Source organism: Streptomyces sp. AV19 (assembly GCF_015999245.1).
In the GTDB taxonomy this organism is placed as follows: Bacteria; Actinomycetota; Actinomycetes; order Streptomycetales; family Streptomycetaceae; genus Streptomyces.
Genome location: NZ_JAEAMR010000007.1, coordinates 994,004 through 1,020,935 on the forward strand (window position 1 = coordinate 994,004; position 26,932 = coordinate 1,020,935).

Below are 26,932 nucleotides of genomic sequence, written 5' to 3' on the forward strand. Positions count from 1 at the left end.
CCTGGACGGGAAGCCCTCCATGAGCCTGCACGGTCTGCTCGACGCCGTCGTCAACGATCCGGCGCTCGCCGAAGCGGTGAAGGCCGCGGCCGACGGCAACCGGCCGCACGTCGACCTCGTCGGCCCTCCCGCCGCCCGCCCCTTCGCCGTCGCGGCACTCGCCCGCACCGGGCGGCCCGTGCTCGCTGTCACCGCCACCGGCCGTGAGGCCGAGGACCTGGCCGCCGCCCTGCGCGATCTGCTGCCGCCGGACGGGATCGTGGAGTACCCGTCCTGGGAGACCCTGCCTCACGAGCGGCTCTCCCCGCGCTCGGACACGGTCGGCCGCCGCCTCGCCGTGCTGCGCCGCCTGGCCCACCCGAGCCCGGACGACCCGGCGGCCGGACCGGTCAGCGTGGTCGTCGCGCCCGTCCGTTCGGTCCTCCAGCCGCAGGTCAAGGGGCTCGGCGACCTGGAGCCGGTCAGCCTGCGCAGCGGACGGAGCGCCGACCTCGGCGATGTCACCGAGGCGCTGGCCGCCGCCGCGTACGCCCGGGTCGAGCTGGTCGAGAAGCGCGGCGAGTTCGCCGTGCGCGGCGGCATCCTGGACGTCTTCCCGCCCACCGAGGAGCACCCGCTGCGCGTGGAGTTCTGGGGCGACGACGTCGAGGAGATCCGTTACTTCAAGGTCGCCGACCAGCGCTCCCTGGAGGTCGCGGAGCACGGCCTGTGGGCCCCGCCCTGCCGTGAGCTGCTGCTGACCGACGAGGTGCGGGAGCGCGCGGCGGCCCTCGCCGAGGACCACCCGGAGCTCGGCGAACTGCTGGGGAAGATCGCCGAGGGCATCGCCGTCGAGGGCATGGAGTCCCTGGCGCCCGTGCTGGTGGACGACATGGAGCTGCTGCTCGACGTCCTGCCGGCCGGCAGCATGGCCGTGGTCTGCGACCCGGAGCGGGTGCGCACCCGCGCGGCCGATCTGGTGGCCACCTCGCAGGAGTTCCTCCAGGCGTCGTGGGCGGCCACCGCCGGCGGCGGCGAGGCGCCCATCGACGTGGACGCCGCCTCGCTGTGGAGCATCGCCGACGTCCGCGACCGGGCCCGTGAACTGGGCACGATGTGGTGGTCCGTCACGCCGTTCGCCTCTGGCGACATCGGATTCGGTGCGGCCGACGAGGAGGGCGACTCGGACACCCTCAAGCTCGGCATGCACGCCCCCGAGAGCTACCGCGGCGACACCGCCCGTGCCCTGGCCGACACCAAGGGCTGGCTGGCCGACGGCTGGCGGACGCTGTTCGTCACCGAGGGGCACGGACCGGCCGCCCGCACCGTCGAGGTGCTCGGCGGCGAGGGCATCCCCGCCAGGCTCGACGCCGGGCTCGACGACTTCTCCCCGTCCCTGGTGCACGTCTCCTGCGCGAGCCTGGACAACGGCTTCGTCGACCCGGGGCTGAAGATCGCCGTCCTCACGGAGACGGACCTCTCCGGCCAGAAGTCCGCGAGCAAGGACATGGGCCGGATGCCGGCCCGCCGCCGCAAGTCCATCGACCCGCTGACCCTCCAGGCCGGCGACTACATCGTGCACGAGCAGCACGGCGTGGGCCGCTACATCGAGATGGTCCAGCGCACCGTCCAGGGCGCCACCCGCGAGTACCTGCTCGTCGAGTACGCGCCGGCCAAGCGCGGCCAGCCCGGCGACCGCCTCTACATCCCCACCGACCAGCTGGAGCAGGTCACCAAGTACGTGGGCGGCGAGGCCCCCACGCTGCACCGGCTCGGCGGCGCGGACTGGACGAAGACCAAGGCGCGCGCCAAGAAGGCCGTCAAGGAGATCGCCGCCGATCTGATCAAGCTCTACTCGGCGCGGATGGCCGCCCCGGGCCATTCCTTCGGGCCGGACACACCCTGGCAGCGGGAACTGGAGGACGCCTTCCCGTACGCGGAGACGCCCGACCAGCTCACCACCATCGCCGAGGTCAAGGAGGACATGGAGAAGTCCGTCCCCATGGACCGCCTGGTCTGCGGCGACGTCGGCTACGGCAAGACGGAGATCGCGGTCCGCGCGGCCTTCAAGGCGGTGCAGGACGGCAAGCAGGTCGCGGTGCTGGTGCCCACCACGCTGCTGGTGCAGCAGCACTTCGGCACCTTCTCCGAGCGGTACGCGCAGTTCCCCGTCGTGGTCAAGGCGCTCTCCCGCTTCCAGACCGACACCGAGGCCAAGGGCGCGCTGGAGGGCCTGCGCGAGGGCTCGGTCGACATCGTCATCGGCACGCACCGCCTCTTCTCCTCGGAGACCAAGTTCAAGGACCTGGGCCTGGTCATCGTCGACGAGGAGCAGCGCTTCGGCGTCGAGCACAAGGAGCAGCTGAAGAAGCTGCGGGCAAACGTCGACGTGCTCACCATGTCGGCCACCCCGATCCCCCGGACGCTGGAGATGGCGGTCACCGGCATCCGCGAGATGTCGACGATCACCACCCCGCCGGAGGAGCGCCACCCGGTGCTGACCTTCGTCGGGCCGTACGACCAGAAGCAGATCGGCGCCGCGATCCGGCGCGAACTGCTCCGCGAGGGCCAGGTCTTCTACATCCACAACCGGGTCGAGTCCATCGACCGGGCGGCGGCCCGGCTGCGGGAGATCGTGCCCGAGGCCCGGATCGCCACCGCGCACGGCCAGATGTCGGAGTCCGCGCTGGAGCAGGTCGTGGTCGACTTCTGGGAGAAGAAGTTCGACGTGCTGGTCTCGACGACGATCGTCGAGTCGGGCATCGACATCTCCAACGCCAACACCCTCATCGTCGAGCGCGGCGACAACTTCGGGTTGTCGCAGCTGCACCAGCTGCGCGGCCGGGTCGGCCGCAGCCGTGAGCGCGGCTACGCCTACTTCCTCTACCCGCCGGAGAAGCCGCTCACCGAGACCGCGCACGAGCGCCTGGCCACCATCGCCCAGCACACCGAGATGGGCGCGGGCATGTACGTGGCAATGAAGGACCTGGAGATCCGCGGCGCGGGCAACCTCCTGGGCGGCGAGCAGTCCGGACACATCGCCGGCGTCGGCTTCGACCTCTACATCCGCATGGTCGGCGAGGCCGTGGCCGACTACCGGGCCTCGCTGGAGGCCGGCGGAGCGGAGGAGCCCCCGCCGCTCGAGGTCAAGATCGAACTCCCGGTGGACGCGCACGTCCCGCACGACTACGCGCCGGGCGAGCGGCTGCGCCTCCAGGCCTACCGGGCCATTGCCTCCGCCAACAGCGAGGAGGACATCAAGGCCGTCCGCGAGGAGCTGACCGACCGCTACGGCAAGCTCCCCGAGCCGGTGGAGAACCTGCTGCTCGTCGCGGGTCTGCGTATGCTCGCCCGCGCCTGCGGGGTCACCGACATCACCCTCCAGGGCTCCAACGTCCGCTTCGGCCCGGTGGAACTGCGCGAGTCGCAGGAGCTGAGGCTCAAGCGGCTCTACCCGCGGACGGTCATGAAACCGGCCACGCAGCAGATCCTGGTGCCCCGCCCGGCGACCCGTCCCATCGGCGGCAAGCCGCTGGTCGGCCGGGAACTCCTGGCGTGGACGGGCGAGTTCCTCACCACGATCCTCGGCGGCTGACCCGGCTGACCCGGCTGACCCGGCTGACCCGGCAGACCCGGCTGACCCAGTCGCGCCCGGTTCGCGCCGTGCGCGGCTCCATAGCGCCCCGTATCACGGGTCGCGCCATCACGGGTCACGCCCGGGCCCCGGCTGCGGGCCCGCATCGCGGTCCCACTGCTGGGGGCGGTGCCGTGGTGCTCACGCGGGGGCGACCCGCTTGAGCACCACGGTGGCGCCCTCGGCGCCGAACATCTCGTAGCGGGTGTTCGGATGCATCCGCTCGGCATCCGCCGCCAGATCCTTGGCGGCCCTGCCGTCGCCGACGCGCTCGACCAGGTAGTCGGGCTCGATGCCCCGGGTGTCGCCGATCCAGAAGACCCGGCAACGACTGGTGAGGCGGCTTATGGAGGCCACGTCCGATGCCTCGACGGTGGCGCCGTCGGGTATGCGCTGCAGCAGCCGCTCGGTGGCCCGGACGCTCTCGGGTATTCGGTAGGTGGCGGGCTCGGTCAGGCCGTACAGCGGCAGGGCCGCGCTGAACGCGAGCGCCGCCCCGGCCACTGCGGCCGGCAGCTGCCCGGCGTATCTGCGCAGCCAGGCGCGCGGGCTGTGGTGCGCTTTGGCGAGCGCGTCGGTCAGTGCCACGAAGACGATCGGCATCAGGACGGCGTTGTAGTGCCAGTCCGTGCCCCAGTAGTGGTCGTCGTGGGAGACGAAGCGCCAGGCGACGGTCGGCACGGCGGCGATCAGCACCGGGGAGCGCAGGGCCAGCAGGCCGGTGGTCGGCAGCAGTATCCACAGCAGGGTGCGCAGTGCCGTCAGCAGCGGGATGGTGGGGGCGGGGCCCTCGCCGTCGAGCTTCTGCCAGTAGTCGTAGGAGCCGGTGTTGTTGAAGGCCGGGATGGCCACGGTCAGGGTCAGGGCGGTGGCGGCGAGGCCGATGGCGACGAGCCCGCAGGCCAGACGCATCGCGCGGGGATCGCGGCCGGTGCGGCGCAGGGAGACCAGGATCGCCACGCCGATCGCGGCGACGGTGACCCCCAGGTCCTCCTTGACCAGGACGAGGGGCAGTGCCCACCATGCGGCGGTCCGCCAGCGCCGGTTGACCACGGCCTCCAGGGAGAAGGCCAGGAGCGGCACGGCGAACGCTATCTCGTGGAAGTCGAAGTCCACAGCGCGTTGCACGCCCCACGAGAACCCGTAGGCGACACCTATCGCCAGCCCCCGGGCCCGGCCCAGCTTCCCGGCGGCGAGCCGGGTGACGGGCACGGCGGACAGTGCGAACAGCGCGGCCTGGGCGATGAGGAGGGTGACGGGGCCGGGGAAGAGCCTGTAGAAGGGGGCGAGGAGTGCGGTGACCGGGCTGAAGTGGTCGCCGAGGATGTTGGTCCCGGGGCCCTTGAGGTCGGCGACGGGCGTCTGGAGGTGTGCGTAGGTCCGGATGGCCTGCTCGAAGATACCCAGGTCCCAGGACATGGTCAGCATCCGCAGATGCCGGGTGACCGACAGGGTGGCGTAGAGGACGAACAGCGTCCCCGCCAGCCAGTAGGGATCGAGCCGTGGCGCCCGCAGGGCCTTCTGCCAGGTGGTGCGGCTCCCGACCTGGGTGCCGGCCGCGCTCGGGCCCGGTGCCGAGACTGCGGCTGCGGCCGAGTCCATGGGGTGGTCCTTTCCTCCGCCTGCTTCTTCTGGTCTGTGGGCGACTGTCGAAAAGATACGCGGAACCACCGGAGGGGAATGACGCCGTTGCCCGTGGGGGGCCGTCGCCGTGGAGCGGCTCAGCCCGTCTTCTTCCAGGTGGTGCAGCCGCTGGTCTTGAAGTAGGCGTCCTGCGGGGTGATCGTCACCAGGCCGTTTCCGGTGACGTTCTCATTGGCCTCGATCGAGTCGATCCCGTGCAGGGCGTCCTTGGCGCGCTCCCAGTAGCAGTTGCCGTCCGCCTTGTTGTCCGCGGAGGTATAGGTACCGGGAGGTATGTCGACACCCACGCGGTACATCCCGTTGCCCGGAGCCGAGGTCCTGGGCGTACCGCTCTTCTTCTCCGGGACGCGCTCCCAGCCCTTGCAGCCGTGGGTCTTGAACACCTTGTCACCGGTGGCGATCGTCACGTAGCTGGACCCGATGACATTGTCGTTGGCGATGATCGAGTCCGGGTCGCCCTTGGAGTCCTTGGCCCGCTCCCAGTAGCAGTTGTCGTCCTCCTTGTTGCCCACGCTGCGGTAGGTGCCGGGCTTGACGTCGGAGCCGACCCGGAAGGTGCCGTTGCCGGAGAGGCCGGCCTTCCGGCTCTTCCCCTCCTTTCCGCCTCCGCTCTTGCCGCCCTGTGCGGCGCCTCCCGCGTCCGAGGAGGTCACGACGCGGTCGGAGGCCTTGCTCCCGCCGTCTTCCCCGTCGCTCCCACCGGGCGCGACGGCGGCGCCGATGCCCACGACGAGGACAAGCGCTCCCGCGCCGGTGAGCACCTTGTGCCGGGCGAACCAGTTCCGCTGCTTCTGCCGGTGCTGCTGGGCCTGCTGATGCATGGGACACCCCTCACTACGAGTTCCGTGAATCGATGAGTCAATGACAGCAGACTCTGTGAACCGGGTCAACGAGATTCACGAGATGGGGTGAGTTCACGACTGTGAAGCGGTTGGTGGAGGGTGCGGGGGTATGCTCGTCACCACATCGGAGACGCGGTGTGCGACGCAGAGGGAGGGGAGTCAGGTGACGGACAGTGCGGCGGAGGTGACCGCGGCGGGGATCGCCCGGCTGGCCGGAGTGGGCCGCGCGGCGGTCAGTAACTGGCGCCGGCGGCACGCCGACTTCCCCCAGCCCGTCGGGGGCACCGAGACGAGCCCGACCTTCTACCTCGGCGACGTCGAGCAGTGGCTGCGGCACCAGGGCAAGATCGCCGAGGTGCCGCTCCGCGAGCGTGTCTGGCAGCACCTCGCCGGGCACCCGGCCGGCGCCGTGACGGCCCTGCGCTACGCCGGGTCCGTGCTCCTCCTGGTCCGCGACCGGCCGACGACGTGGCTGGAGCTCGCGGAGCTCTCCGACCTCGGGCTCGCCGAGGCCCTGCCCACGGCCCTCGAAGCGGCGCTGGCCGCCCGCCTCGGGGAGGACCACGTCGTCCCCCTCCCCACCCCCGCCGAACTCGCCGTTTCCTCCGCGCTCGTGCGCGGCGCCGCCGAGCTGGCCTCGGCGCGCGGTGCCGCGCAGGCCTACGAGTTCCTCCTCGGCCGTCACCTCGACGCCAACCCCCGGCAGTACTCCCTCACTCCGCCCGGCGCGGCCGAGCTCATGGCCGCCCTCGGCCGGGGCGCCGCCGAGCCCCGGCGCCCGCGCACGGTCCTCGACCCCGCGTGCGGCACCGGCAGCCTGCTGAGTGCGGCCGGCCCGTCCGGCTCCGTGGCCGGGCTGTCGGTCCTCGGCCAGGAGGCCGACGCCGACCTGGCGGCGCTCACCGCCCTGCGCCTCGCCCTGCACTCCGACGCGCTGGTGCGCGTGCGCGCCGGCGACAGCCTGCGCGCGGACGCCTTCACCGACGTGGCCGCCGACACGGTCCTGTGCCACCCGCCGTTCAACGAGCGCAACTGGGGCCACGAGGAGCTCGCCTACGACCCTCGGTGGGAGTACGGCTTCCCGGCCCGCACCGAGTCGGAGCTCGCCTGGGTCCAGCACGCCCTGTCCCGGTTGCGTGAGGGCGGCACCGCCGTCCTGCTGATGCCGCCCGCGACGGCCTCCCGCCGCTCGGGCCGCCGCATCCGGGCCGACCTGCTGCGGCGCGGCGCGCTACGGGCGGTGATCGCCCTGCCGGCCGGCGCCGCCCCGCCGTACGGCATCCCCCTGCACGTATGGGTCCTGCGCCGCCCCGGCGCCCAGACGTCCCCCGCGCCGCAGCTCCTCCTCGTCGACGCCGCCGACCTCGCCCCCGCCGGTCGGGACAAGCTGCCCTGGCAGGCCGTCAGCTCCGCCGTGCTGGAGGCATGGCAGGACTTCGACCGCTCCGGCACGGTCGAGGAGAAGCCGGGGCGGCACCGCTCGCTGCCGGTCATCGACCTGCTCGACGACGACGTCGACCTGGCCCCGGCCCGGCATCTCCCCCCGCCGGCCACCTCCGGCGGTGCCGCCGACCTGGCCGCGGTCCACGACCGGCTCACCGTCGCCCTGGGGAGGGCCGCGGAGCTCGCCCCCGCTGTGCCCGGCGGGCCCGCCGACGGTGCCCGCTGGCCGACCACCACCGTCGGTGAACTCGCCCGTGCCGGAGCCCTGGTCATGCGCGCCGGCGGCCCCGGCACCGCGGCCGGGGCGGATGCGCCGCCCGTGCTCACCGACTACGACGTCAAGGCCGGCCTCGCCCCCTCCGGGGTGCTGCCCGAGGGCCTCGCGGAAGACCCGGTGCAGGTCGAGGCCGGCGACGTCGTCGTGCCGGTGCTCGGCGACGTCACCGTGGCCCGCGTGATCGACGAGGCCACAGCAGGGGCGGCGCTGGGCCGGGGGCTGTTCCTGCTGCGACCGGATCCTGCGGCCATCGACCCCTGGTTCCTCGCCGGGTTCCTGCGCGGTACCGCCAACCAGCGTCAGGCCAGCAGCTACGCGTCCACCGCGACCCGGCTCGACGTGCGCCGGCTCCAGGTACCCCGGCTGCCGCTCGCGGACCAGCGCCGTTACGGTGCCCGCTTCCGGGCGCTGGCCGAGTTCGAGGAGGCGCTGCGTGTGACGGAGCGTCTGGGGGGCCACCTGATACAGGGGTTGTACGACGGGCTCACGGACGGAAGTGTTCGCCCCGAGTGAGGGCGGGGCCCGCGGCGGCCGGCACGGCGCGGATGTGACATTCCGCGGCGGCGGCCCTGAGCGTACAACCCTCGCGAACTTTCGGAGGTCGGTAGTCAGGCCCTGATCACACCCCGCATCCGAGGAGCAGCCATGTATGGCCCCGGCCCCGAGCCCGGACAGCCGCAGCCGCACCGCACCAACAGGGCGATGGTCGTCACCATCCGGGTGATCGTCGTCGCCATCACCCTGTGCTCGCTCTGCATCCTCAGCTGGGTACCGATGCTGAGGACCGCGATCGTCCGGCGCAGAGCACAGGACTGGGTGCTGTTCTGGGGGACGCTGATCGTCTCGTTCGGCCTCCTCGCCTGGGTCGGCGAATCGCCGAAGGACAGCGTCTCGTCGAACGTCGGTGTCGGTGCCCTGCTGCTCCTGGGGGCGCTCACCATCACCGCCTATCTGATGGCCGACATCCGGTACCACAAGGAGCCCGGGGCCAGGCGGCTTCCCCCGGCGCCCGCCTTCGTCCCCTCCGGCTACGGATACCCGCCGGCGCCGCCCGCCGGGGCCTGCCCTCCGCCCCATGCCCAGCAGCCGTACGGCGGAGCGACACTGCCGACCCCGCAGCCGAACCCGTACATGACCCCGCCGGGCGTGACCCAGCCCTCCGCCGGTGCACCGGCCGTCGCCCCGCCCGCCATGGCCTCGCCCGCGCCGCCCCACATATCCACGCCGCAGATGGCCCGGGAGCCGTACGAAGGTTCCCGGGCGGGGACGCCGCAGGGGCCCGGTGAGCAGCTGACGCGGGCCGCCGCGCACCGGTCGCCGGAGCGGATCCGTCAGGTGCGGGCGGAGCTGGACGAGTTGAGTGACCTCCTGCGCAAGGAGGCCGGGGAGCAAGGGGAGCGGGAACGGTGAACGGACGCGTCATCGCCGGTCGTTACGCCCTGGCCACCGTCATCGGCCAGGGCGGCATGGGCCAGGTATGGACCGGCTACGACCAGCGGCTGGACCGCCGCGTCGCGGTGAAGCTGCTGCGCCCCGACCGGATGGCGGGTACCGAGGACGGCGCCGACGAGCTCCGCCGCCGCTTCGTCCGCGAGTGCCGGGTCACCGCCCAGGTCGACCACCGCGGCCTGGTCACCGTCCACGATGCGGGCAGCGACGGGGACGACCTCTACCTGGTGATGCAGTACGTCGACGGCGCCGACCTCGCCGACCATCTGGCCGAGCACGATCCTTACCCCTGGCCGTGGGCGATGTCCGTCGCCGCGCAGCTGTGTTCGGTGCTCGCCGCGGTGCACGCGGTGCCGATCATCCACCGCGACCTCAAGCCGCGGAATGTGATGGTGCGCCCCGACGGCTCGGTGCTCGTCCTCGACCTCGGTGTGGCCTCCGTCCTCGACGCCGACACCACCCGGCTCACCCGGACCGGCTCGCCCATCGGCAGCCCCGCCTACATGGCACCCGAGCAGGCCATGGGCGGAGCCGTCGGCCCGTTCACCGACCTGTACGCCCTCGGCGTCGTGCTGCACGAACTGCTCAGCGGCGACGTGCCGTTCGCCGGCTCGACGGCGCTCGGGGTGCTGCACCGCCACCTCTACGAGCCGCCGCTCCCGGTGCGCCGGATCCGCCCCGAGGTGCCGCCGGCGCTCGAGGAGCTGGTGCTGCGTCTGCTGGCCAAGGATCCGCAGGAGCGGCCCGTCGACGCCCTGGAGGTCTACGAGGCGCTCGCGCCGCTGCTGCCCGCCCCCGGCCGGGCGACGACCGGATCCACCGCCGCCCCCGGCGGAGGGCCCGTCGGCCCCATGAACCCCACGCGCCCCTTCCTGCTGCCGCACGCCCCCTGGCCCGACAGATCGGTGCCCGTCCCCGTCCCCGAGCAGGCCCCCGTGCCCGCCCGCGTCCCGGCGCCGACGCCCGTACTGCCGTCGGCACCCGCGCCGGCCCCCTCCGCCGGGCCCGATGTCGCCCAGGCCGTCGAAGAGGTCAAGCGCCTGCTCGACCAGGGCGGCGTCACCCAGGCCGTCGACCTCCTCGGCGCCATCCTCCCGGCCGCCGCGGCCCAGCACGGCGAGCGCTCCGGGATCGTCCGCAGCCTGCGCAAGCAGTACGCGGCCACGCTCATGGACGACGGCCAGTACCGCCGGGCCCTGCCCGAGCTGCGCCGACTCGTCGACGAGTACGCCGCCGAGACCGGCCCCCACGCCGCACGCCAGGTGCTCCGCCTCCGCTACGACGCCGCCCAGTGCCTGGAGCAACTGGGCGAGGCGGTCGGCGCGCTCAACGAGTACCGCGACCTGCTGCCGCGTTTCGAGAACGACCCGGAGGACCCCGCCACCCCGTTCGAGATCCGCCGGCGCATGGGCCATCTGCTGCTCACCCTCGGCGACCGGCAGGCGGCGCACGACGCTCTCGTCGCGCTGCTCCTCGACGCGGAGCGGCTGCACGGCCCGCACCACCCGCTCCCCGTGGAGATACGGCAGACCCTCCGCCGGCTCGGCGAGGTACGGGCCTGAGCGCTTCCTCCCCGCCGCTCCTGCCGCATCCCTGACGCCTCATGAGGCAACGGGAGTCCCGCGCATCCCGTCCCCCGACGAATCGTTGGTCGAATCAGTGGCCCCGGCCACACGGACTCCCTACCATCGATCAACGCCAGGTCGATCGACGCACCGCCGCACGATCACTGCCGCCGGGAGGCTTCATGACCAGCCCGATCCGCCGCATCCGCCGAATCCCCCGCGTCCGCCGGAGGGCGGCGCTCTCCGCCGCCGCGGCCGCCGGCCTGCTGGCCGCGACCCCCCTTCTCACCGCCTGTGGGTCCACCCCGCACCCGGGCGCGGCGGCGGTCGTGGGCCAGGACCGCATCACCGTCGCACAGCTCCAGCACCAGGTGGCGGACGTGCGCGAGGCCCAGGAGGCGTCCCCCCAGGGCGAGCAGCTGATGGCGAACAGCGCCCGGCTCGGCCAGGACACGCTCATCCGCCTCATCCAGTACCGGATCATCGAGAAGGCCGGCCACGACAACGGCGTCGACGTCAGCCGCCACGAGCTCCAGGAGGAGCGGCTCCAGGTCGAGCGGGCCAACGGCGGCGCCGACGCCGTGCAGGCCCGCTTCCTGGCCCTCGGCATCGCCCCGGACCAGATCGACCAGGCGCTGTCCATGGACCTCATGCGCACCAAGCTCGACGGCAAGCTGGGCCCCGCGCGCACCAATCAGGTCCTGATGCAGACCTCCGAGGCCTTGCGCGTCGACATCAACCCGCGCTACGGCACCTGGGACGCCAAGCGCGGCACCGCCCGCCCGGTGCAGGAGCCCTGGCTGCGGCCCGCCGCCCCCGACCCCGAGAGCCCGGTGTAGGCACCACCCGAGCGGCCCCTCCCGCCGGCCCGTCCCCTACGCTCGGCAGGGTGAACGACTCCGCGCCCGGCCGTATCGTCCTGCTCACCACCAGCCACCGCGTCGCCCCCGGACTGCTGTCCTGGCCGGCGTGGCAGACGCTGCACGCCGCCGACCGGGTGCTGTGCGCCGACCCCGGCCACCCGGTCCTCCCCTATCTCCGGGAGGCCGGGATCGAGGCCGAGGCCGCCGCGTCCGACGCCCGTGGGCTCGTCGACTTCTGCCTGGCCGGGGGCCGCACCGTCGTCGTGATCACCTCGGCGGCGGGGGAGTCCGCGCTGACCGACGGGCTGGCCCGGCTCGCGGGCTCGGGCCGGGAGACGATGCCCGCGCTGGAGCTGCTGCCCGGCTCCTACGACCTGCCCGGCGCCCGGCTCCTGGACCTGGTGCAGGTCATGGACCGGATCCGCCGCTCCTGCCCGTGGACCGGCATCCGCACTCACGAGGACCTGGCGAAGTACGGCCTGGAGGAGATGTACGAGCTCCTGGAGGCCATCGAGACCGGCGACCGCGAGGCACTGCGCGAGGAGCTCGGCGACGTACTGCTCCAGGTCGTCTTCCACGCCCGCATCGCCCAGGACGACCCGGACGAGCCGTTCGCCATCGACGACGTGGCCGGCGGCATCGTCGACAAGCTCGTCCACCGGCACCCGCACGTCTTCGGCGACGAGTCGGCGCTGACGCCGGAGGAGGTCAAGGAGCACTGGGCCCGGACCAAGGCGGCGGAGAAGCAGCGCGATTCCGTCACCGAGGGCGTGCCGCTGGGCCAGCCGGCGCTCGCCCTCGCCGCGAAGCTGGCCTCCCGGGCCCGCTCCGAGGGCCTCGACGTGGCGGTTCCCCCGGGCGAGGGCATCGGTTACGCGCTGCTGGCCATGGCGGTGCGCGCCGAGGCGGAGGGCGTCGAGCCGGAGACCGCCCTGCGGGCCGCGGCCCGTGCCTACCGGGACGCGATCCTCGCGGCGGAGCGGGCGGGCGGCGCCGGGGCGTAGTCCGGGGGCGGGCGTACACCCGTTCGGCTCAGTGGCGGTCTTGTCGGGGTCCCCTCCGGGTACCCGCATTCCATGCGCGACCACATCACTTACGCCCTGCCCGCCTGGGCCGGTGGCATCGCCCCCTTCGTCGTGGGGCTGTGCGTCGGTGCCCTGTTGATCCTGGCCTTCGTGTTCGGACAGCGGTGGCGCGACAAGGAGCCACCACCGCCGAGCCAGCCGCAGCGGCGGCAGGGGGCGTGGCAGACCCGGCAGGAACACGACCGGGGGCCGACCTCGCCCGACCACGGGCCGGGCCACAGCGACGACGAGGACGTCGTCGGCTACGTCACCGAGCACCGCGAGGCGGACCGGCTGCGGACGGAGGGTCCCGGGGAGCGGGTGCTCCCGCACGAGATCCGGAACCCCGGGAGCCACCCGGAGGAGCTCTCCGAGGAGCGCAAGAAGTGGAACCCCGGGAGCAGCGGCTCGTTCGGCAGCGGCGGGGGCGGGCACCACTAGGTCACCACCGGGCCTCGTCCAGGTCATCACCGGGCCTCGTCCAGGTCGCCACCGGGCACCGTCACGACGGGAGGCGCACCCCGCCGGAGGGGCCGGGTAGCGTCGAGGCGTGCACGACAACAGCCCCGCTCCCATGCCGCCGCTCTTCACCTGGGAATTCGCGAGCGACCCCTACCCCGCCTACGCCTGGCTGCGCGAGCACGCCCCCGTGCACCGCACCGAGCTGCCCAGCGGCGTCGAGGCCTGGCTGGTCACCCGGTACGCCGACGCCCGGCAGGCGCTCGCCGACCAGCGGCTGTCGAAGAACCCCGTGCACCACTCGGAATCCGCCCACGGCAAGGGCAAGGTGGGCATCCCGGGCGAGCGGAGCGCCAACCTGATGACGCACCTGCTCAACATCGACCCGCCGGACCACACGCGGCTGCGCCGCCTGGTCTCCAAGGCCTTCACCCCCCGCCGGGTAGCGGAGTTCGCGCCCCGGGTGCAGGAGCTGACCGACCGGCTCATCGACGGCTTCGCCGGCCGGGGCGAGGCGGACCTCATCCACGAGTTCGCCTTCCCGCTGCCCATCTACGCCATCTGCGACATGCTCGGCGTCCCCCCGGAGGACCAGGACGACTTCCGGGACTGGGCGGGGATGATGATCCGGCACGGCGGCGGACCGCGCGGCGGGGTGGCGCGCTCGGTGAAGCGGATGCGCACCTATCTCGCCGAACTGATCCACCGCAAGCGCGAGGACCTGGGTGACGACCTGATCTCCGGGCTGATCAGGGCCAGCGACCACGGCGAGCACCTCACCGAGAACGAGGCCGCCGCGATGGCCTTCATCCTCCTCTTCGCCGGCTTCGAGACGACCGTCAACCTCATCGGCAACGGCACCTACGCCCTGCTGCGCAACCCGGAACAGCGCGCGCGGCTCCAGGACGCCCTCGCCGAGGGGGACGAGGAGCTGCTCGCCACCGGCGTGGAGGAACTGCTGCGCTACGACGGCCCGGTGGAGCTCGCGACCTGGCGCTTCGCCACCCAGGACCTGACGATCGGCGGACAGCGCATCGCCGAGGGGGACCCCGTGCTCGTCGTCCTGGCGGCCGCCGACCGCGACCCGGAACGGTTCGCCGACCCCGACACGCTCGACCTGGCCCGCAGTGACAATCAGCACCTCGGATACGGGCACGGCATCCATTACTGCCTCGGAGCGCCGCTGGCCCGGCTGGAGGGCCGGACCGCCCTCGCGACGCTGCTGCGCCGCCTTCCCGACCTGCGGCTTTCCGTCGATCCCGAGGAACTGCGGTGGCGCGGCGGGCTCATCATGCGCGGTCTGCGCACCCTGCCCGTGGCCTTCGAACCGGAGTCCGGGCACACGGGCACATGACTATAGGTCAACTCCGCTTGACCGTCACCCGAACGCAGTCGCGCCTGCTTGTGACCGCTGGGGGTCGTCGCTATGTTCGACGGTCATATTCAGCCGCCACACGAGAGGTGACCGCATGCTCTCCGGGAAAGGTCGACATCGACGCCCCCGTCAGATTCCCGCCGCCGTGCTCGCGGCGGGCGTGACGGGTGCGGGAATCGCCCTGCCGCTGCTCGGCGCCACCACCGCCGACGCGGCGGACGCCCCCACGTGGGACCGCGTCGCCCACTGCGAGAGCGGTGGGCTGTGGAGCGCCGACACCGGCAACGGGTACTTCGGCGGGCTCCAGATGACGCAGGACATGTGGGAGTCGAGCGGCGGAACGGAGTTCGCGCCCCGCCCCGACCAGGCGAGCCGCGCTCAGCAGATCGCCGTGGCCGAGCGGATCCTCAAGCAGCAGGGGCCGTACGCCTGGCCCGCCTGCGGCGTGAAGTCGGACCTGGCCAAGGAGGGCCCGGCGCCGGACGTGAACCCGGGGCGCGCCGACGCCTCCACCCCGGCACCGGAGCACAAGCCGTCGTCGTCGCCCGGCACGCGGGACCACGACCGGTCGTCCCACGAGCCCGCTCCCGCCACCTCCGGCTCGCCGTCGAAGACCCCGTCCGGAAGCGGAAGCTCCGAGAGCTCCGGCACCTCTGACACCTCTGACGCCTCCAAGGGCAAGCACCGCAAGCCGGCCCGGGACGCGCAGGACACGCGGGACGACCGGGCCGCCCGGGACGCCGAGGACACCGGACGGAGCGCGACGGACGCGCAGGCGCCGGAGAAGAGCTCCGGGAAGACCCCGGACGCGCCGAAGACCGATCCCGCGCCCTCCCGTTCCACCGACCGGTCCGCCGAGCCGTCCCGCACGCCGCACTCGCCGGCGCCCGGCGGCACGTCCGGCGCCAACGAGCGCCCGGGCGCGGGCCGTAGCGCGGACGCGGACACCGCCACCGGCGCGGACGCCGGAGCGGGGACGGGCAAGCACCGCGCGCAGCCGCCGCGTTCGGACGCGGAGCACCCTTCGCGCGGTGGTGCGGAAGCACGCGCGCACGGGCCGCGTGCCGAGGACTACACCGTGCGCCCCGGTGACAACCTGTCAGCCATCGCGCAGGAGCACTCCGTACCGGGCGGCTGGCACCGGATCTACCACGACAACAAGAAGGTCGTCGGTTCCGATCCGAATCTCATTCATCCAGGCCAGCAGCTCGAACTGAAGAAGTAGGAGGGCAGTTCGGGTCGAATGTCCGTTCCGAACAAAAGTGAGACATGGGTCTCGTTGACAGCGGCTCGGATACGACCCGTCAGAAGCCGGGGAACCGTCTCCCACCTGCGGAAACGTCGAGTTCCTCAGGGTGTGGGATCCAGCCGGTGGCCGAAAAGGGGGGTTTGAACCCGTAGGCCGCCTGTGCTTAACGTCGTCACCGCTCGCCACCGCGAGCACCACGGTCGTCACGCCGAATCCTGCCGGCGGCCGGGGGAGTCGTCGCGCAAGCGCCGTAGGCAGGAGCGGGGGAACCAGGTAAGTCGCCGCGACGGTCCGCCGGTCAGTGACCGGGGGTGCCCGAGCGGCTAGGGGTGAAGCCGGGTGCGCGCAAGCCACCTGGCCGGGCAACTCACGCCCGAACCCGACAGCTCACCTCGTAGGCGCCGGTGAGGAAACCGAGTCATGTCCAAGGGCAAGCACCGTCGTCCGAACAAGGCCGTCCGCATCGCCACGCTCGCGGGTGTCACCGGCGCCGCAGTCGCCGCCCCGCTGATGGCCGCGACCTCCGCCCACGCCGCCTCCGTCGACACCTGGGAGCGCGTCGCCCAGTGCGAGTCCAGCGGCAACTGGTCGATCAACACCGGCAACGGCTACTACGGCGGTCTGCAGTTCTCGCAGTCCTCCTGGGCCGCCGCGGGCGGTACCGCCTACGCCCCGCGCGCCGACCTCGCCACCAAGGGCCAGCAGATCGCCGTCGCCGAGAAGCTGCTCGCCATGCAGGGCCCCGGTGCCTGGGGCTGCGCCAGCGCCGGCCCGCTGACCTCCGGCGGTGCCAAGGCCGACGTGGACACCTCCGGCTCGTCCACGACGACCACCCAGAAGTCCACGGGCGACCGCGGCGTCTCCACCAAGAAGCACGCCGACCGCAGCGAGCGCCAGAGCGCGCCGAAGCACGCCGCCCCGCAGCAGAGCACGGAGGAGGCCCCGGCCGCCAAGCCGGCCGCGCCGAAGCACGCCGCCCCGAAGACGATCAAGATGGGTGACGGCGAGTACGAGGTCAAGGAGGGCGACACCCTCGCCAAGATCGCCGAGGCCAAGAAGGTCAAGGGCGGCTGGGAGAAGCTCTACGACCGCAACAAGGACATCGTCGAGGACGCCGACGTCATCTTCCCCGGCCAGAAGCTGCACCTCAGCTGAGCCTCGCCGCCTCCGGCGGACCGCCCCGTTCCGATGCGCCTCTCCCCCCGAGCGGCATCGGAGCGGGGCTCCGCCGTTCCGGCGGGCAGTGCCTTGAAGCAGAGGTGCCCGGATCCGTTCACCGCTGGGCGAACATCCAGCCCATTCATCCTGTGATCTCGGCGTTTGTGCCATTTTTCCGGCCCGGCGGCGGTCCGGGGGCGGGCGGACCCTCCGGGGCCCGTTAGGCTCGTGCTGCAGAACTCCAGACACACACGAAGGAGACCCTCGTGCCGTCCATCGACGTCGTCGTAGCTCGCGAGATCCTCGACTCGCGAGGCAACCCCACGGTCGAGGTCGAGGTCGGCCTCGACGACGGCTCCACCGGCCGTGCCGCCGTGCCGTCCGGCGCCTCCACCGGCGCCTTCGAGGCCATCGAGCTCCGTGACGGGGACAAGAACCGTTACCTGGGCAAGGGCGTCGAGAAGGCCGTGCTGGCCGTCATCGAGCAGATCGGCCCGGAGCTCGTCGGCTACGACGCCACCGAGCAGCGCCTGATCGACCAGGCGATGTTCGACCTGGACGCCACCGACAACAAGGGCTCGCTGGGCGCCAACGCCATCCTGGGCGTCTCCCTGGCCGTCGCGCACGCCGCCTCCGAGGCGTCCGACCTGCCGCTCTTCCGCTACCTCGGCGGCCCGAACGCGCACCTGCTGCCCGTTCCGATGATGAACATCCTGAACGGCGGCTCGCACGCCGACTCCAACGTGGACATCCAGGAGTTCATGATCGCGCCGATCGGCGCGGAGTCCTTCTCCGAGGCGCTGCGCTGGGGCACCGAGGTCTACCACACCCTCAAGTCGGTGCTGAAGACCAAGGGCCTGTCCACCGGCCTGGGCGACGAGGGCGGCTTCGCCCCGAACCTCGGCTCCAACCGCGAGGCCCTCGACCTCATCCTCGAGGCCATCAAGCAGGCCGGCTACACCCCCGGCCAGGACATCGCGCTGGCGCTCGACGTCGCCGCCTCCGAGTTCTACAAGGACGGCGTCTACAAGTTCGAGGGCCAGGACCGCACCGCGGCCGAGATGACCGACTACTACGCCGAGCTCGTCGCCGCGTACCCGCTGGTCTCCATCGAGGACCCGCTGTTCGAGGACGACTGGGACGGCTGGAAGACCATCACCGAGCGCCTCGGCGACAAGGTCCAGCTCGTCGGCGACGACCTGTTCGTCACCAACCCCGAGCGCCTCGGCCGCGGCATCGAGGAGGGCGCCGCCAACGCCCTGCTGGTCAAGGTCAACCAGATCGGTTCGCTGACCGAGACCCTCGACGCCGTCGAGCTGGCCCAGCGCAACGGCTTCAAGTGCATGATGTCCCACCGCTCCGGCGAGACCGAGGACGTCACCATCGCCGACCTGGCCGTCGCCACCAACTGCGGTCAGATCAAGACCGGCGCCCCGGCCCGCTCCGAGCGCGTGGCCAAGTACAACCAGCTGCTGCGCATCGAGGAGATCCTCGACGACGCCGCGGTGTACGCGGGCCGTTCCGCGTTCCCGCGCTTCAAGGGCTGACACAGCAAGGGCTGACACAGCGGCAAGGCTGACGCTGCCAGGGGCTGACAAAGCCTCAAGCCTCACCACGTCCCCGGCCACGGTCCCGTACCGTGGCCGGGGACGGTTTGGCTTCGGTGCAGCGACCAGCGGGGAGGCGACGTGGCGGCGGAACGGTTTTCCACCGCGACCAGGCTCAAGGCGATCGGCACGGCCCTCGTCCAGGGACCGGATGCCCGGGGCCGTCGCACCCGGCCGCCCCGCCGCAGCCGGCTCACCGGCCGCGCGGCGCTGCTGGCGCTGGTCGTCTGCTCCCTGGTCGTCGCCCTGGCCTATCCGATGCGGCAGTGGGTCACCCAGCGTTCCGACATCGACGAGCAGCGGCACCGCTCCGAGCGCGCCCGCGAGCAGGTGAAGCTCCTGCGCGAGGAGAAGGCGCGGCTGGAGGACCCGGCGTACGTCGAGCAGCAGGCGCGCGAGCACCTGCACTACGTACGGCCCGGGGAGACCGGCTTCACCGTGGTCGACGGCAGCGGGCGCGCCAAGCGCCGCCGGGACCAGGGCGCCGGCGACCGGCCCTGGTACAGCAACCTCTGGGACGGGGTGGACACTTCGGACGGCCACCGCTGACCCCGGCCCACTCTCCTTTCCGATCCTCCGAGCACGAGCGAGCACATGGACACGCCTCCTCCCCAGACCGAGCCCACCGAGCCCACCGAGGCGGACATCGCCGCCTTCAAGGAGCAGCTGGGCCGCCCGCCGCGCGGCCTGCGCGCCATCGCCCACCGCTGCCCGTGCGGCAACCCCGACGTGGTGGAGACCGCGCCGCGGCTCGAGGACGGCACCCCCTTCCCGACGCTCTACTACCTGACGTGCCCGCGCGCCGCCTCGGCCATCGGCACGCTGGAGGCCGAGGGCGTCATGAAGGAGATGAGCGCCCGGCTGCAGAGCGACCCGGAGCTGGCGGCCGCCTACCGCGCGGCGCACGAGGACTACATCCGCCGGCGCGACGCGATCGAGGTGCTGGAGGGCTTCCCGAGCGCCGGCGGCATGCCGGACCGGGTCAAGTGCCTGCACGTGCTGGTCGGTCACTCGCTGGCCGCGGGACCGGGCGTCAACCCGCTCGGCGACGAGGCGATCGCGATGCTGCCGGAGTGGTGGCGCAAGGGGCCGTGCGTGACGCCGTGCGGCACCGAGGAGTAGGTTCACCGGACGCCCCGATCACCCGGTGATCACCCGACGACTGCTGGAGAGCGCATGACCCGCGTTGCCGCGATCGACTGCGGTACGAACTCGATCCGCCTGCTCGTGGCCGATCTCGACCCCGCCACCGGCGAGTTCAAGGAGCTCGACCGGCGGATGACGATCGTCCGGCTGGGGCAGGGGGTGGACCGCACCGGGCGGTTCGCGCCGGAGGCGCTGGAGCGGACGTTCGCCGCGTGCCGGGAGTACGCCGCGGTGATCGCGGAGCACCGGGCGGAGACGGTGCGGTTCGTCGCCACCTCCGCCTCCCGCGACGTGGAGAACCGGGCCGAGTTCGTGCGCGGGATCGTGGACATCCTGGGCGTCGGGCCCGAGGTGATCACCGGTGACCAGGAAGCGGAGTTCTCCTTCACCGGTGCCACCAAGGAGCTCACCGGCCGCACCGACCTCGCGCGGCCCTTCCTCGTGGTGGACATCGGCGGCGGTTCCACGGAGTTCGTCGTCGGCGAGGAGCACGTCCGGGCGGCGCGCAGCGTCGACGTCGGCTGCGTGCGGATGACGGAGCGTCACCTCCTGGTGGACGGCGAGGTGTCCGACCCGCCGGCGCCGGAGCGGGTGGCCGCGATAAGGGCCGACGTCGAGGCCGCCCTGGACCTCGCGGAGCAGACCGTTCCGCTGGGTGAGGCGCGCACGCTGGTGGGCCTGGCCGGTTCGGTGACCACGGTCGCCGCCGTCGCGCTCGGGCTGGACGCGTATGACTCGGCCGCGATCCACCACGCGCGGATCCCGCTGGAGCGGGTCCGCGAGATCACCGCGCGGCTGCTCTCCTCGACGCACGAGGAGCGCGCCGCGATCCCGGTGATCCACCCGGGACGGGTGGACGTCATCGCGGCGGGGGCGCTGGTGCTCCAGTGCGTGATGGAGCGGACGGGCGCGCGGGAGGTCGTGGTCAGCGAACACGACATTCTGGACGGAATCGCTTGGCACGCGGCACTCGACAACGAGTGACGTTTTGCGAGCGATGTCGGACGGAATCGCCTGGAGCGCCGTCCGGAAGGGCCGCAGGGGCCACAGGCGCCGAGAAAGTTCGTGAAATCCTTCACATGAAAATCTGGCCCTAGGGCCACGGACTGATGCTCTCCGGCCTCCCATCAGGGGGCCGGGAGGCCCGGATGAGCGTGAACACCCTTGTTCCTTGGGGGTTGGAGGAACGTTCACGCATCGGATCGGCCTCGGTGGTCCACTCGTGTTCGAGGTCGCAAGGCCAGCTCAGCGGGGGTGCCCAACGCATTTGGGGACGAAGTGGTTCCCCATCGGGGCTATGGCGTCGGTCACGTGGGCGGCGAAGTGTAGCAGATACCCCCCTGCGCCTTGTGAAGGGGCGCACGAGCACCCCTTCGGGGTGTGCTGGATACTCGAATCATGAGCACCACGGAGCGTCCACGGATCCTCGTAGTAGGCGGTGGGTACGTCGGCATGTATGCGGCCCGCCGCATCCTGAAGAAGATGCGGTACGGCGAGGCGACGGTCACGGTCGTCGACCCGCGCTCGTACATGACGTACCAGCCCTTCCTCCCCGAAGCAGCCGCCGGCAGCATCTCGCCGCGGCACGTCGTGGTGCCGCTGCGACGTGTGCTCCCCAAGGCGGAGGTCCTCACCGGCCGCGTCACCACCATCGACCAGGACCGCAAGGTCGCCACGATCGCCCCGCTGGTCGGCGAGGCGTACGAGCTGCCCTTCGACTACCTGGTCATCGCGATGGGCGCGGTCTCCCGCACCTTCCCGATCCCCGGCCTCGCCGAGAACGGCATCGGCATGAAGGGCATCGAGGAGTCCATCGGCCTGCGCAACCACGTGCTGGAGCAGCTCGACAAGGCCGACTCGACCACCGACGAGGAGATCCGCCGCAAGGCGCTCACCTTCGTCTTCGTCGGCGGCGGCTTCGCCGGCGCCGAGACGATCGGCGAGGTCGAGGACATGGCCCGCGACGCGGCCAAGCACTACCGGAACGTCAAGCGCGAGGACATGCGCTTCGTCCTGGTCGACGCCGCCCCGCGCATCCTCCCCGAGGTCGGTGAGAAGCTCGGCCAGTACGGCAAGGAGCACCTCGCCAGCCGCGGCATCGAGATCCACCTCGAGACCTCGATGGACTCCTGCGTCGACGGCCACGTCGTCCTCAAGAACGGCCTCGAGGTCGACTCCAACACGATCGTGTGGACCGCGGGCGTCAAGCCCAACCCGGCGCTGGCCCGCTTCGGCCTGCCGCTCGGCCCGCGCGGTCACGTGGACACCCAGGCGACCCTCCAGGTGCAGGGCACCGACTACATCTGGGCCGCGGGCGACAACGCCCAGGTGCCGGACATGGTCGGCCGCCGCGCCGGCAACGAGAACGCCTGGTGCCCGCCGAACGCCCAGCACGCGCTGCGCCAGGCCAAGGTCCTCGGCGACAACGTGGTCTCCGGCATGCGGGGCTTCCCGCAGAAGGAGTACAGCCACGCCAACAAGGGCGCGGTCGCCGGTCTCGGCCTGCACAAGGGCGTCGCGATGATCGTCCTGGGCAAGATGAAGATCAAGCTCAAGGGCCGTCTGGCCTGGTACATGCACCGTGGCTACCACGGCATGGCCATGCCGACCTGGAACCGCAAGATCCGCGTCTTCGCCGACTGGACGCTGGGCATGTTCCTCAAGCGCGAGGTCGTCTCGCTCGGCGCGATGGAGAACCCCCGCGAGGAGTTCTACGAGGCCGCCAAGCCGGCGCCGCGCGACGCGGCCCCGGCCCAGAAGGCCAAGGCCAGCTGACACGCCGTCGGCAGCGGCCGGCGTACGAGGGCGTCCACCAATCCGTGGGGTGGGCGCCCTCCGGCGTGTCCGCGCCCGCTCCGCCGACGCGGCGAATTCCCGTCGTCCCCGCGGAGGTGACCAACTCCGGCCGGGAAGGACTAAAGCACGCCCCACAGGTGTTTAGGTGGTAGATGAACCTATCTCCTGGTCTTCTTCACGGAGGTGTGCGACATGGCCCAGGCCGCCCGACGGCTCGCCGCTCTCGCCGAACAGGCACTGGGGGCACCGCTCCCGGTCAGGCTGCGTGCGTGGGACCACAGCGAGGCGGGTCCGCCGGGTGCCCCGGTGCTCGTCGTCCGCAACCGCCGCGCCCTGCGCCGGCTGCTGTGGAAGCCGGGGGAACTCGGCCTGGCCCGCGCCTGGGTGGCCGGGGACCTCGACGTCGACGGCGACCTCTACCGGGCCCTGGACCTGCTCGCGGAATCGATCTGGGAGCGCGGCGAGGACGACCCGCGCCGCTCCGGCCCCTTCGCCGCCCTCGCCGCCCTGCGCGACCCCGGCCTGCGCGCCGCGGGCAAGGAGCTGCTGAAGCTCGCCGGGCCCTGGGTGCCGCCCTCCCCGCCCGTCGAGGAGGCCCGCCGGACGACCGGGCCACTGCACACCCTGCGCCGCGACAAGCAGGCCATCAGCCACCACTACGACGTCGGCAACGCCTTCTACGAGAAGGTCCTCGGCCCGTCCATGGTCTACTCCTGCGCCTACTGGGAGCCCGGCGCCTCCCTGGAGGACGCCCAGCGCGCCAAGCTCGACCTGGTCTGCCGCAAGCTCGGCCTGAAGGAGGGCATGCGCCTGCTCGACGTCGGCTGCGGCTGGGGCTCCATGGTGCTGCACGCCGCCCGCGAGTACGGGGTGAGCGCGGTGGGCATCACGCTCTCCGACGAGCAGGCGGCCTACGCCCGCAAGCGGATCGCCGAGGCCGGGCTGACGGACCGGGTGGAGATCCGGGTCCAGGACTACCGCGAGATCTCCGACGGCCCCTTCGACGCGATCTCCTCCATCGGCATGGCCGAGCACGTCGGCCGCGCCCGCTACGCCGAGTACGCCGCCGACCTGCACGCGCTGCTGAAGCCCGGCGGCCGGCTGCTCAACCACCAGATCGCCCGGCGCCCGCTCAGGGACGAAGAGGGCTACCAGGTCGACGAGTTCATCGACCGCTACGTCTTCCCCGACGGTGAACTGGCCCCCGTCGGCCGCACCGTGGCGCAGCTGGAGGAGGCCGGCTTCGAGGTCCGTGACGTGGAGGCGCTGCGCGAGCACTACGCGCTGACCCTGCGCCGCTGGGTGGCCAACCTGGAGGAGCACTGGGACGAGGCCGTGCGGCTGACCTCGCCGGGCCGGGCCCGGGTGTGGCGGCTGTACATGGCGGCCTCGGCGCTCTCCTTCGAGCGCAACCGCATCGGCGTCAACCAGGTGCTCGCGGTGCGTACACCCGGATCCGGTGATCCCGGACTGCCGCTGCGCACCCGGGAGTGGCACTCCTGAGACAACGGCGAAGGGCCCGGCCCCCCTCACGGGGGAGCCGGGCCCTTCGTGTTGCCGTACGGCCGTCAGTCGGCCTTGATGGCGTTGAGCATGTTCATCCGGGCAGCCCGGCGGGCCGGCCACAGCGCGGCCAGCACGCCGACCGCGGCGGCCAGCAGCAGGAAGACGCCCATCCGGCCCCAGGGGAGGACCAGTTCGTAGGTGGCGATCTTCTCGGCGATCTGCCGGCCCGCGGCCCAGCCGAAGAAGACGCCGAGGCCGATGCCGAGGACGCCGCCGAAGAGCGAGATGACCAGCGACTCCAGGCGGACCATCCGCTTGATGCCGGAGCGGTCCAGGCCGATCGCCCGCAGCATGCCGATCTCCTGCTGGCGCTCGAAGACGGACATCGCCAGGGTGTTGACGACGCCGAGCACCGCGACGATCACGGCCATGGCGAGCAGTCCGTAGAGGACGTTCAGCAGCATGTTGATCGCCTTGGCGATCTCGTTCGAGATGTCGTCCTTGTCCTGGACCTGGATCGCCGGGTTGTCGCCGAGCGCCTTCTGCAGCGACTTCTTGGCGGAGTCGCTCGCGCCGGACGCGGTCTTGACCATGACCTGCTTGTCGTTGACCTCGGACATGTGCGGGGTCAGGGTGGTGTTGTCGACCATGATGCCCTTGAGCATCTCGTTGCCCTTGTAGATACCGCCGACCGTCAGCTTGCCCTTCTTGCCGTCCTCGTAGGTGACGGGGAAGGACGAACCGAGCTTCCAGCCGCGGTCCTTGGCCAGGTTCGTGTCGACCACGGCCTTGTTCCCGGACAGTCCGGCGAAGGAGCCGGCCGTGAAGTCGAGCTTCACGAGCTTGTCGATGGACTTCCCGTCGACGCCCGCCAGGGACTCGTACTCGCCGCCGATGCGGGAGGGGGACTCGCGCAGCGAGCTGACGGCGGTGACGTCGGACTGCTGGGCCAGCTTCTTCGCCACGTCGGGGGAGAGGGCGTTCATGTTGGCCATGACGACCACGTAGTCGGCCTTGATGGCGTCGGTGGCCATCCTGTCGACGGCCTTCTGCATGCTGCCGGCTATCACCGTCAGACCGGTGATCAGGGTGAGGCCGATCATCAGGGCGGAGGCGGTCGCGGCGGTGCGGCGCGGGTTGCGGACCGCGTTCTGCCCGGCCAGCTTGCCGGACATGCCGAACAGGCGCAGCACCGGGCCGGCGGCCTTGATCAGCGGCTTGGCCAGCAGCGGGGTCAGTACGAAGACGCCGATGACCAGCAGGCCGGCGCCCAGGCCGAGGCCGGACTCGTCGGTGGCGACCAGGCTCAGCCCGGCGCCCGCGGCGGCGATGACGGCGCCGATGGTGTTGCGGACGACCAGCGACTTGGTGGTGGCCACCGCGTGCACGCTGTTCATGGCGGCGACCGGGGGGATCTTCGCGGCGCGGCGGCCGGGCAGCCAGGCGGCGAGCATCGTGACGACGATGCCGACGACCAGCGCGGTGACGATCGTGCCCGGGGTGACGACGAGCGGGCCGTCGGGCATCTCGGAGCCGATCGCCGAGCGCATCCCGGCGCCGATGCCGATGCCGGCGAGCAGGCCGGCGACGGCCGCGACGGTGCCCACGACGAACGCCTCGATGAGCACGGAGCGCGTGACCTGGCGGCGGCTGGCGCCGACCGCGCGCAGCAGCGCGAGCTCCTTGGTGCGCTGGGCGACCAGCATGGTGAAGGTGTTGGCGATGATGAAGATGCCGACGAAGAGCGAGATTCCGGCGAAGACCAGCAGGATCGTCTTGGAGCTCTCCGAGCCCTGCTCGATCATCCGGGCCTCGTCGTCGGCGAGCTTCTGGCCGGTGGTGGCCTCGGCGTCGCGCGGCAGGATCTTGTCGATCCCGGCCTTCAGCGCGGTCTGGGAGGTGCCGGGCGCGGCCTTGACGTCGATCTCGTTGAAGCGGCCGGGCTCGGTGAAGAGCTTCTGCGCGGTGGCCGTGTCGAAGAGGGTCAGGCTGCCGCCGGCGGTCACGCTGCCGCTGTCGGTGGTGAAGATGCCGGTGATCTTCTGGGGGAGCACCGGTCCGCTGACGGACATCCGGACGGTGTCGCCGACCTTGAAGCCCGCGCGGTCGGCGGTCTTCGCGTCCACCGCGATCTCGCCGGCGCGCTGCGGGGCGCGGCCGGACGTCAGCGGGTAGCGGGCGTCCTTGCCGTCGGGGCCGGGGAAGTAGTTGGAGCCGGCGCGGGAGAAGCCCTGGCCGACCAGCTCGCCGTCCTTGCCGGCGAGGAAGGCGTTGCCGTTCACGGTGCCGGTGGCGTAGGCGGCGCCGGGGACCTCGGCGGCCTTGTCCAGCAGGCGCTGGGTCAGCAGGGGCGCCCGGCCGGGCGCGCTCTCGTCGCGGTCCGCCGCGTGGGGCTCGATGGCGACGTCGACGTGGGCGAAGCCCTTCTGGGAGCTGTTCTTCTGGGCTTCGGAGAAGGTGTTGGTGAAGACCAGGGTGCCGGAGACGAAGGCCACGCCGAGCATCACGGCGAGGACGGTCATCAGCAGCCGGGCCTTGTGCGCAAGGACGTTGCGCAAGGCGGTACGGAACATCGTCAGCTGTCCTGGGGGTCGTGTGCGGTCGTCATGGTCAGCTCGTACGGCCCTTGGCGTCGAACGCCTTCATGCGGTCGAGGACCGCGTCGGCCGTCGGCTCGTACATCTCGTCGACGATCCGGCCGTCGGCGAGGAAGACCACGCGGCCCGCGTAGGAGGCGGCCACCGGGTCGTGGGTGACCATGACGACGGTCTGGCCGAGCTCGCGCACCGAGTTGCGCAGGAAGCCGAGGACCTCGGCGCCGGAGCGGGAGTCGAGGTTGCCGGTGGGCTCGTCGGCGAACATGATCTCGGGGCGGC

Annotated in this window: 19 protein-coding genes, 1 pseudogene and 1 riboswitch; of the genes and pseudogenes, 16 read left to right on the top strand and 4 right to left on the bottom strand. The window is 72.1% G+C overall.

From position 1 onward, the window contains the following. The first annotated feature begins 19 nt into the window (after positions 1-19). The gene (gene mfd / locus I5Q34_RS14205) at positions 20-3,574 is read left to right on the top strand and encodes a transcription-repair coupling factor (RefSeq protein ID WP_199892533.1); all 3,555 of its coding nucleotides are present in this window, start codon (positions 20-22) and stop codon (positions 3,572-3,574) included. Between the two features lie 180 nt (positions 3,575-3,754). Here mfd and I5Q34_RS14210 read toward each other — a convergent pair whose 3' ends face one another. Further along, on the bottom strand, positions 3,755-5,215 hold the full coding sequence (locus tag I5Q34_RS14210; RefSeq protein WP_199892534.1) for a DUF2079 domain-containing protein: 1,461 nt from the start codon (positions 5,213-5,215) through the stop codon (positions 3,755-3,757). 119 nt (positions 5,216-5,334) lie between these two features. Beyond that, entirely contained in the window at positions 5,335-6,078 is a 744-nt protein-coding gene (locus I5Q34_RS14215; protein ID WP_199892535.1) for a hypothetical protein, read from the bottom strand. Positions 6,079-6,262: 184 nt separating this feature from the next. Here I5Q34_RS14215 and I5Q34_RS14220 point away from each other — a divergent pair, with 184 nt between their 5' ends. The 15 genes from I5Q34_RS14220 (at position 6,263) to I5Q34_RS14290 (ending at position 24,053) form a co-directional block, all read left to right on the top strand. Then, positions 6,263-8,332, top strand: coding sequence for an N-6 DNA methylase (locus I5Q34_RS14220; RefSeq protein WP_277965267.1), 2,070 nt, complete (start codon positions 6,263-6,265; stop codon positions 8,330-8,332). Positions 8,333-8,464: 132 nt separating this feature from the next. Further along, entirely contained in the window at positions 8,465-9,229 is a 765-nt protein-coding gene (locus tag I5Q34_RS14225) for a hypothetical protein (RefSeq protein WP_199892537.1), read from the top strand. After that, on the top strand, positions 9,226-10,830 hold the full coding sequence (locus I5Q34_RS14230; protein WP_199892538.1) for a serine/threonine-protein kinase: 1,605 nt from the start codon (positions 9,226-9,228) through the stop codon (positions 10,828-10,830). Before I5Q34_RS14225 ends, I5Q34_RS14230 begins: the two co-directional genes overlap by 4 nt. Before the next feature lie 185 nt (positions 10,831-11,015). Beyond that, positions 11,016-11,672, top strand: coding sequence for a SurA N-terminal domain-containing protein (locus tag I5Q34_RS14235; protein WP_199892539.1), 657 nt, complete (start codon positions 11,016-11,018; stop codon positions 11,670-11,672). A 50-nt stretch (positions 11,673-11,722) separates the two neighbouring features. Next, the gene (locus tag I5Q34_RS14240) at positions 11,723-12,700 is read left to right on the top strand and encodes a nucleoside triphosphate pyrophosphohydrolase (RefSeq protein WP_199892540.1); all 978 of its coding nucleotides are present in this window, start codon (positions 11,723-11,725) and stop codon (positions 12,698-12,700) included. Positions 12,701-12,772: 72 nt separating this feature from the next. Beyond that, positions 12,773-13,201 carry a DUF6479 family protein gene (locus I5Q34_RS14245; protein WP_199892541.1) on the top strand — a complete coding sequence of 143 codons (429 nt, stop codon included), beginning with the start codon at positions 12,773-12,775 and terminating at the stop codon, positions 13,199-13,201. 133 nt (positions 13,202-13,334) lie between these two features. Next, positions 13,335-14,573, top strand: coding sequence for a cytochrome P450 (locus I5Q34_RS14250; RefSeq protein WP_199892957.1), 1,239 nt, complete (start codon positions 13,335-13,337; stop codon positions 14,571-14,573). Positions 14,574-14,739: 166 nt separating this feature from the next. Further along, a complete protein-coding gene (locus I5Q34_RS35515; protein WP_307811677.1) occupies positions 14,740-15,819 on the top strand; it encodes a transglycosylase family protein in 1,080 nt (359 codons plus the stop codon). Positions 15,820-16,112: 293 nt separating this feature from the next. Further along, positions 16,113-16,259: riboswitch (cyclic di-AMP (ydaO/yuaA leader) on the top strand. A 4-nt stretch (positions 16,260-16,263) separates the two neighbouring features. Beyond that, on the top strand, positions 16,264-16,998 hold the full coding sequence (locus I5Q34_RS14260; RefSeq protein WP_199892543.1) for a transglycosylase family protein: 735 nt from the start codon (positions 16,264-16,266) through the stop codon (positions 16,996-16,998). A 269-nt stretch (positions 16,999-17,267) separates the two neighbouring features. Next, entirely contained in the window at positions 17,268-18,548 is a 1,281-nt protein-coding gene (eno, locus tag I5Q34_RS14265) for a phosphopyruvate hydratase (protein WP_199892544.1), read from the top strand. 141 nt (positions 18,549-18,689) lie between these two features. Then, positions 18,690-19,157 (top strand): septum formation initiator family protein, encoded by a 468-nt coding sequence (locus I5Q34_RS14270; protein WP_199892545.1) that lies wholly within the window; start codon positions 18,690-18,692, stop codon positions 19,155-19,157. Between the two features lie 45 nt (positions 19,158-19,202). Then, on the top strand, positions 19,203-19,730 hold the full coding sequence (locus tag I5Q34_RS14275) for a DUF501 domain-containing protein (protein ID WP_199892546.1): 528 nt from the start codon (positions 19,203-19,205) through the stop codon (positions 19,728-19,730). Positions 19,731-19,784: 54 nt separating this feature from the next. Further along, entirely contained in the window at positions 19,785-20,738 is a 954-nt protein-coding gene (locus I5Q34_RS14280; RefSeq protein ID WP_199892547.1) for a Ppx/GppA phosphatase family protein, read from the top strand. 414 nt (positions 20,739-21,152) lie between these two features. Further along, positions 21,153-22,529, top strand: coding sequence for an NAD(P)/FAD-dependent oxidoreductase (locus I5Q34_RS14285; protein WP_199892548.1), 1,377 nt, complete (start codon positions 21,153-21,155; stop codon positions 22,527-22,529). A gap of 213 nt (positions 22,530-22,742) precedes the next feature. Beyond that, on the top strand, positions 22,743-24,053 hold the full coding sequence (locus tag I5Q34_RS14290; protein WP_199892549.1) for a cyclopropane-fatty-acyl-phospholipid synthase family protein: 1,311 nt from the start codon (positions 22,743-22,745) through the stop codon (positions 24,051-24,053). 65 nt (positions 24,054-24,118) lie between these two features. On the opposite strand, the gene I5Q34_RS14295 is transcribed toward I5Q34_RS14290, so the two are convergent. Then, positions 24,119-26,629: an ABC transporter permease gene (locus I5Q34_RS14295; protein ID WP_199892550.1), complete on the bottom strand. Its 2,511-nt coding sequence runs from the start codon at positions 26,627-26,629 to the stop codon at positions 24,119-24,121. Positions 26,630-26,666: 37 nt separating this feature from the next. After that, a pseudogene (locus I5Q34_RS14300) lies at positions 26,667-26,932 on the bottom strand (ABC transporter ATP-binding protein); the annotation flags it as partial.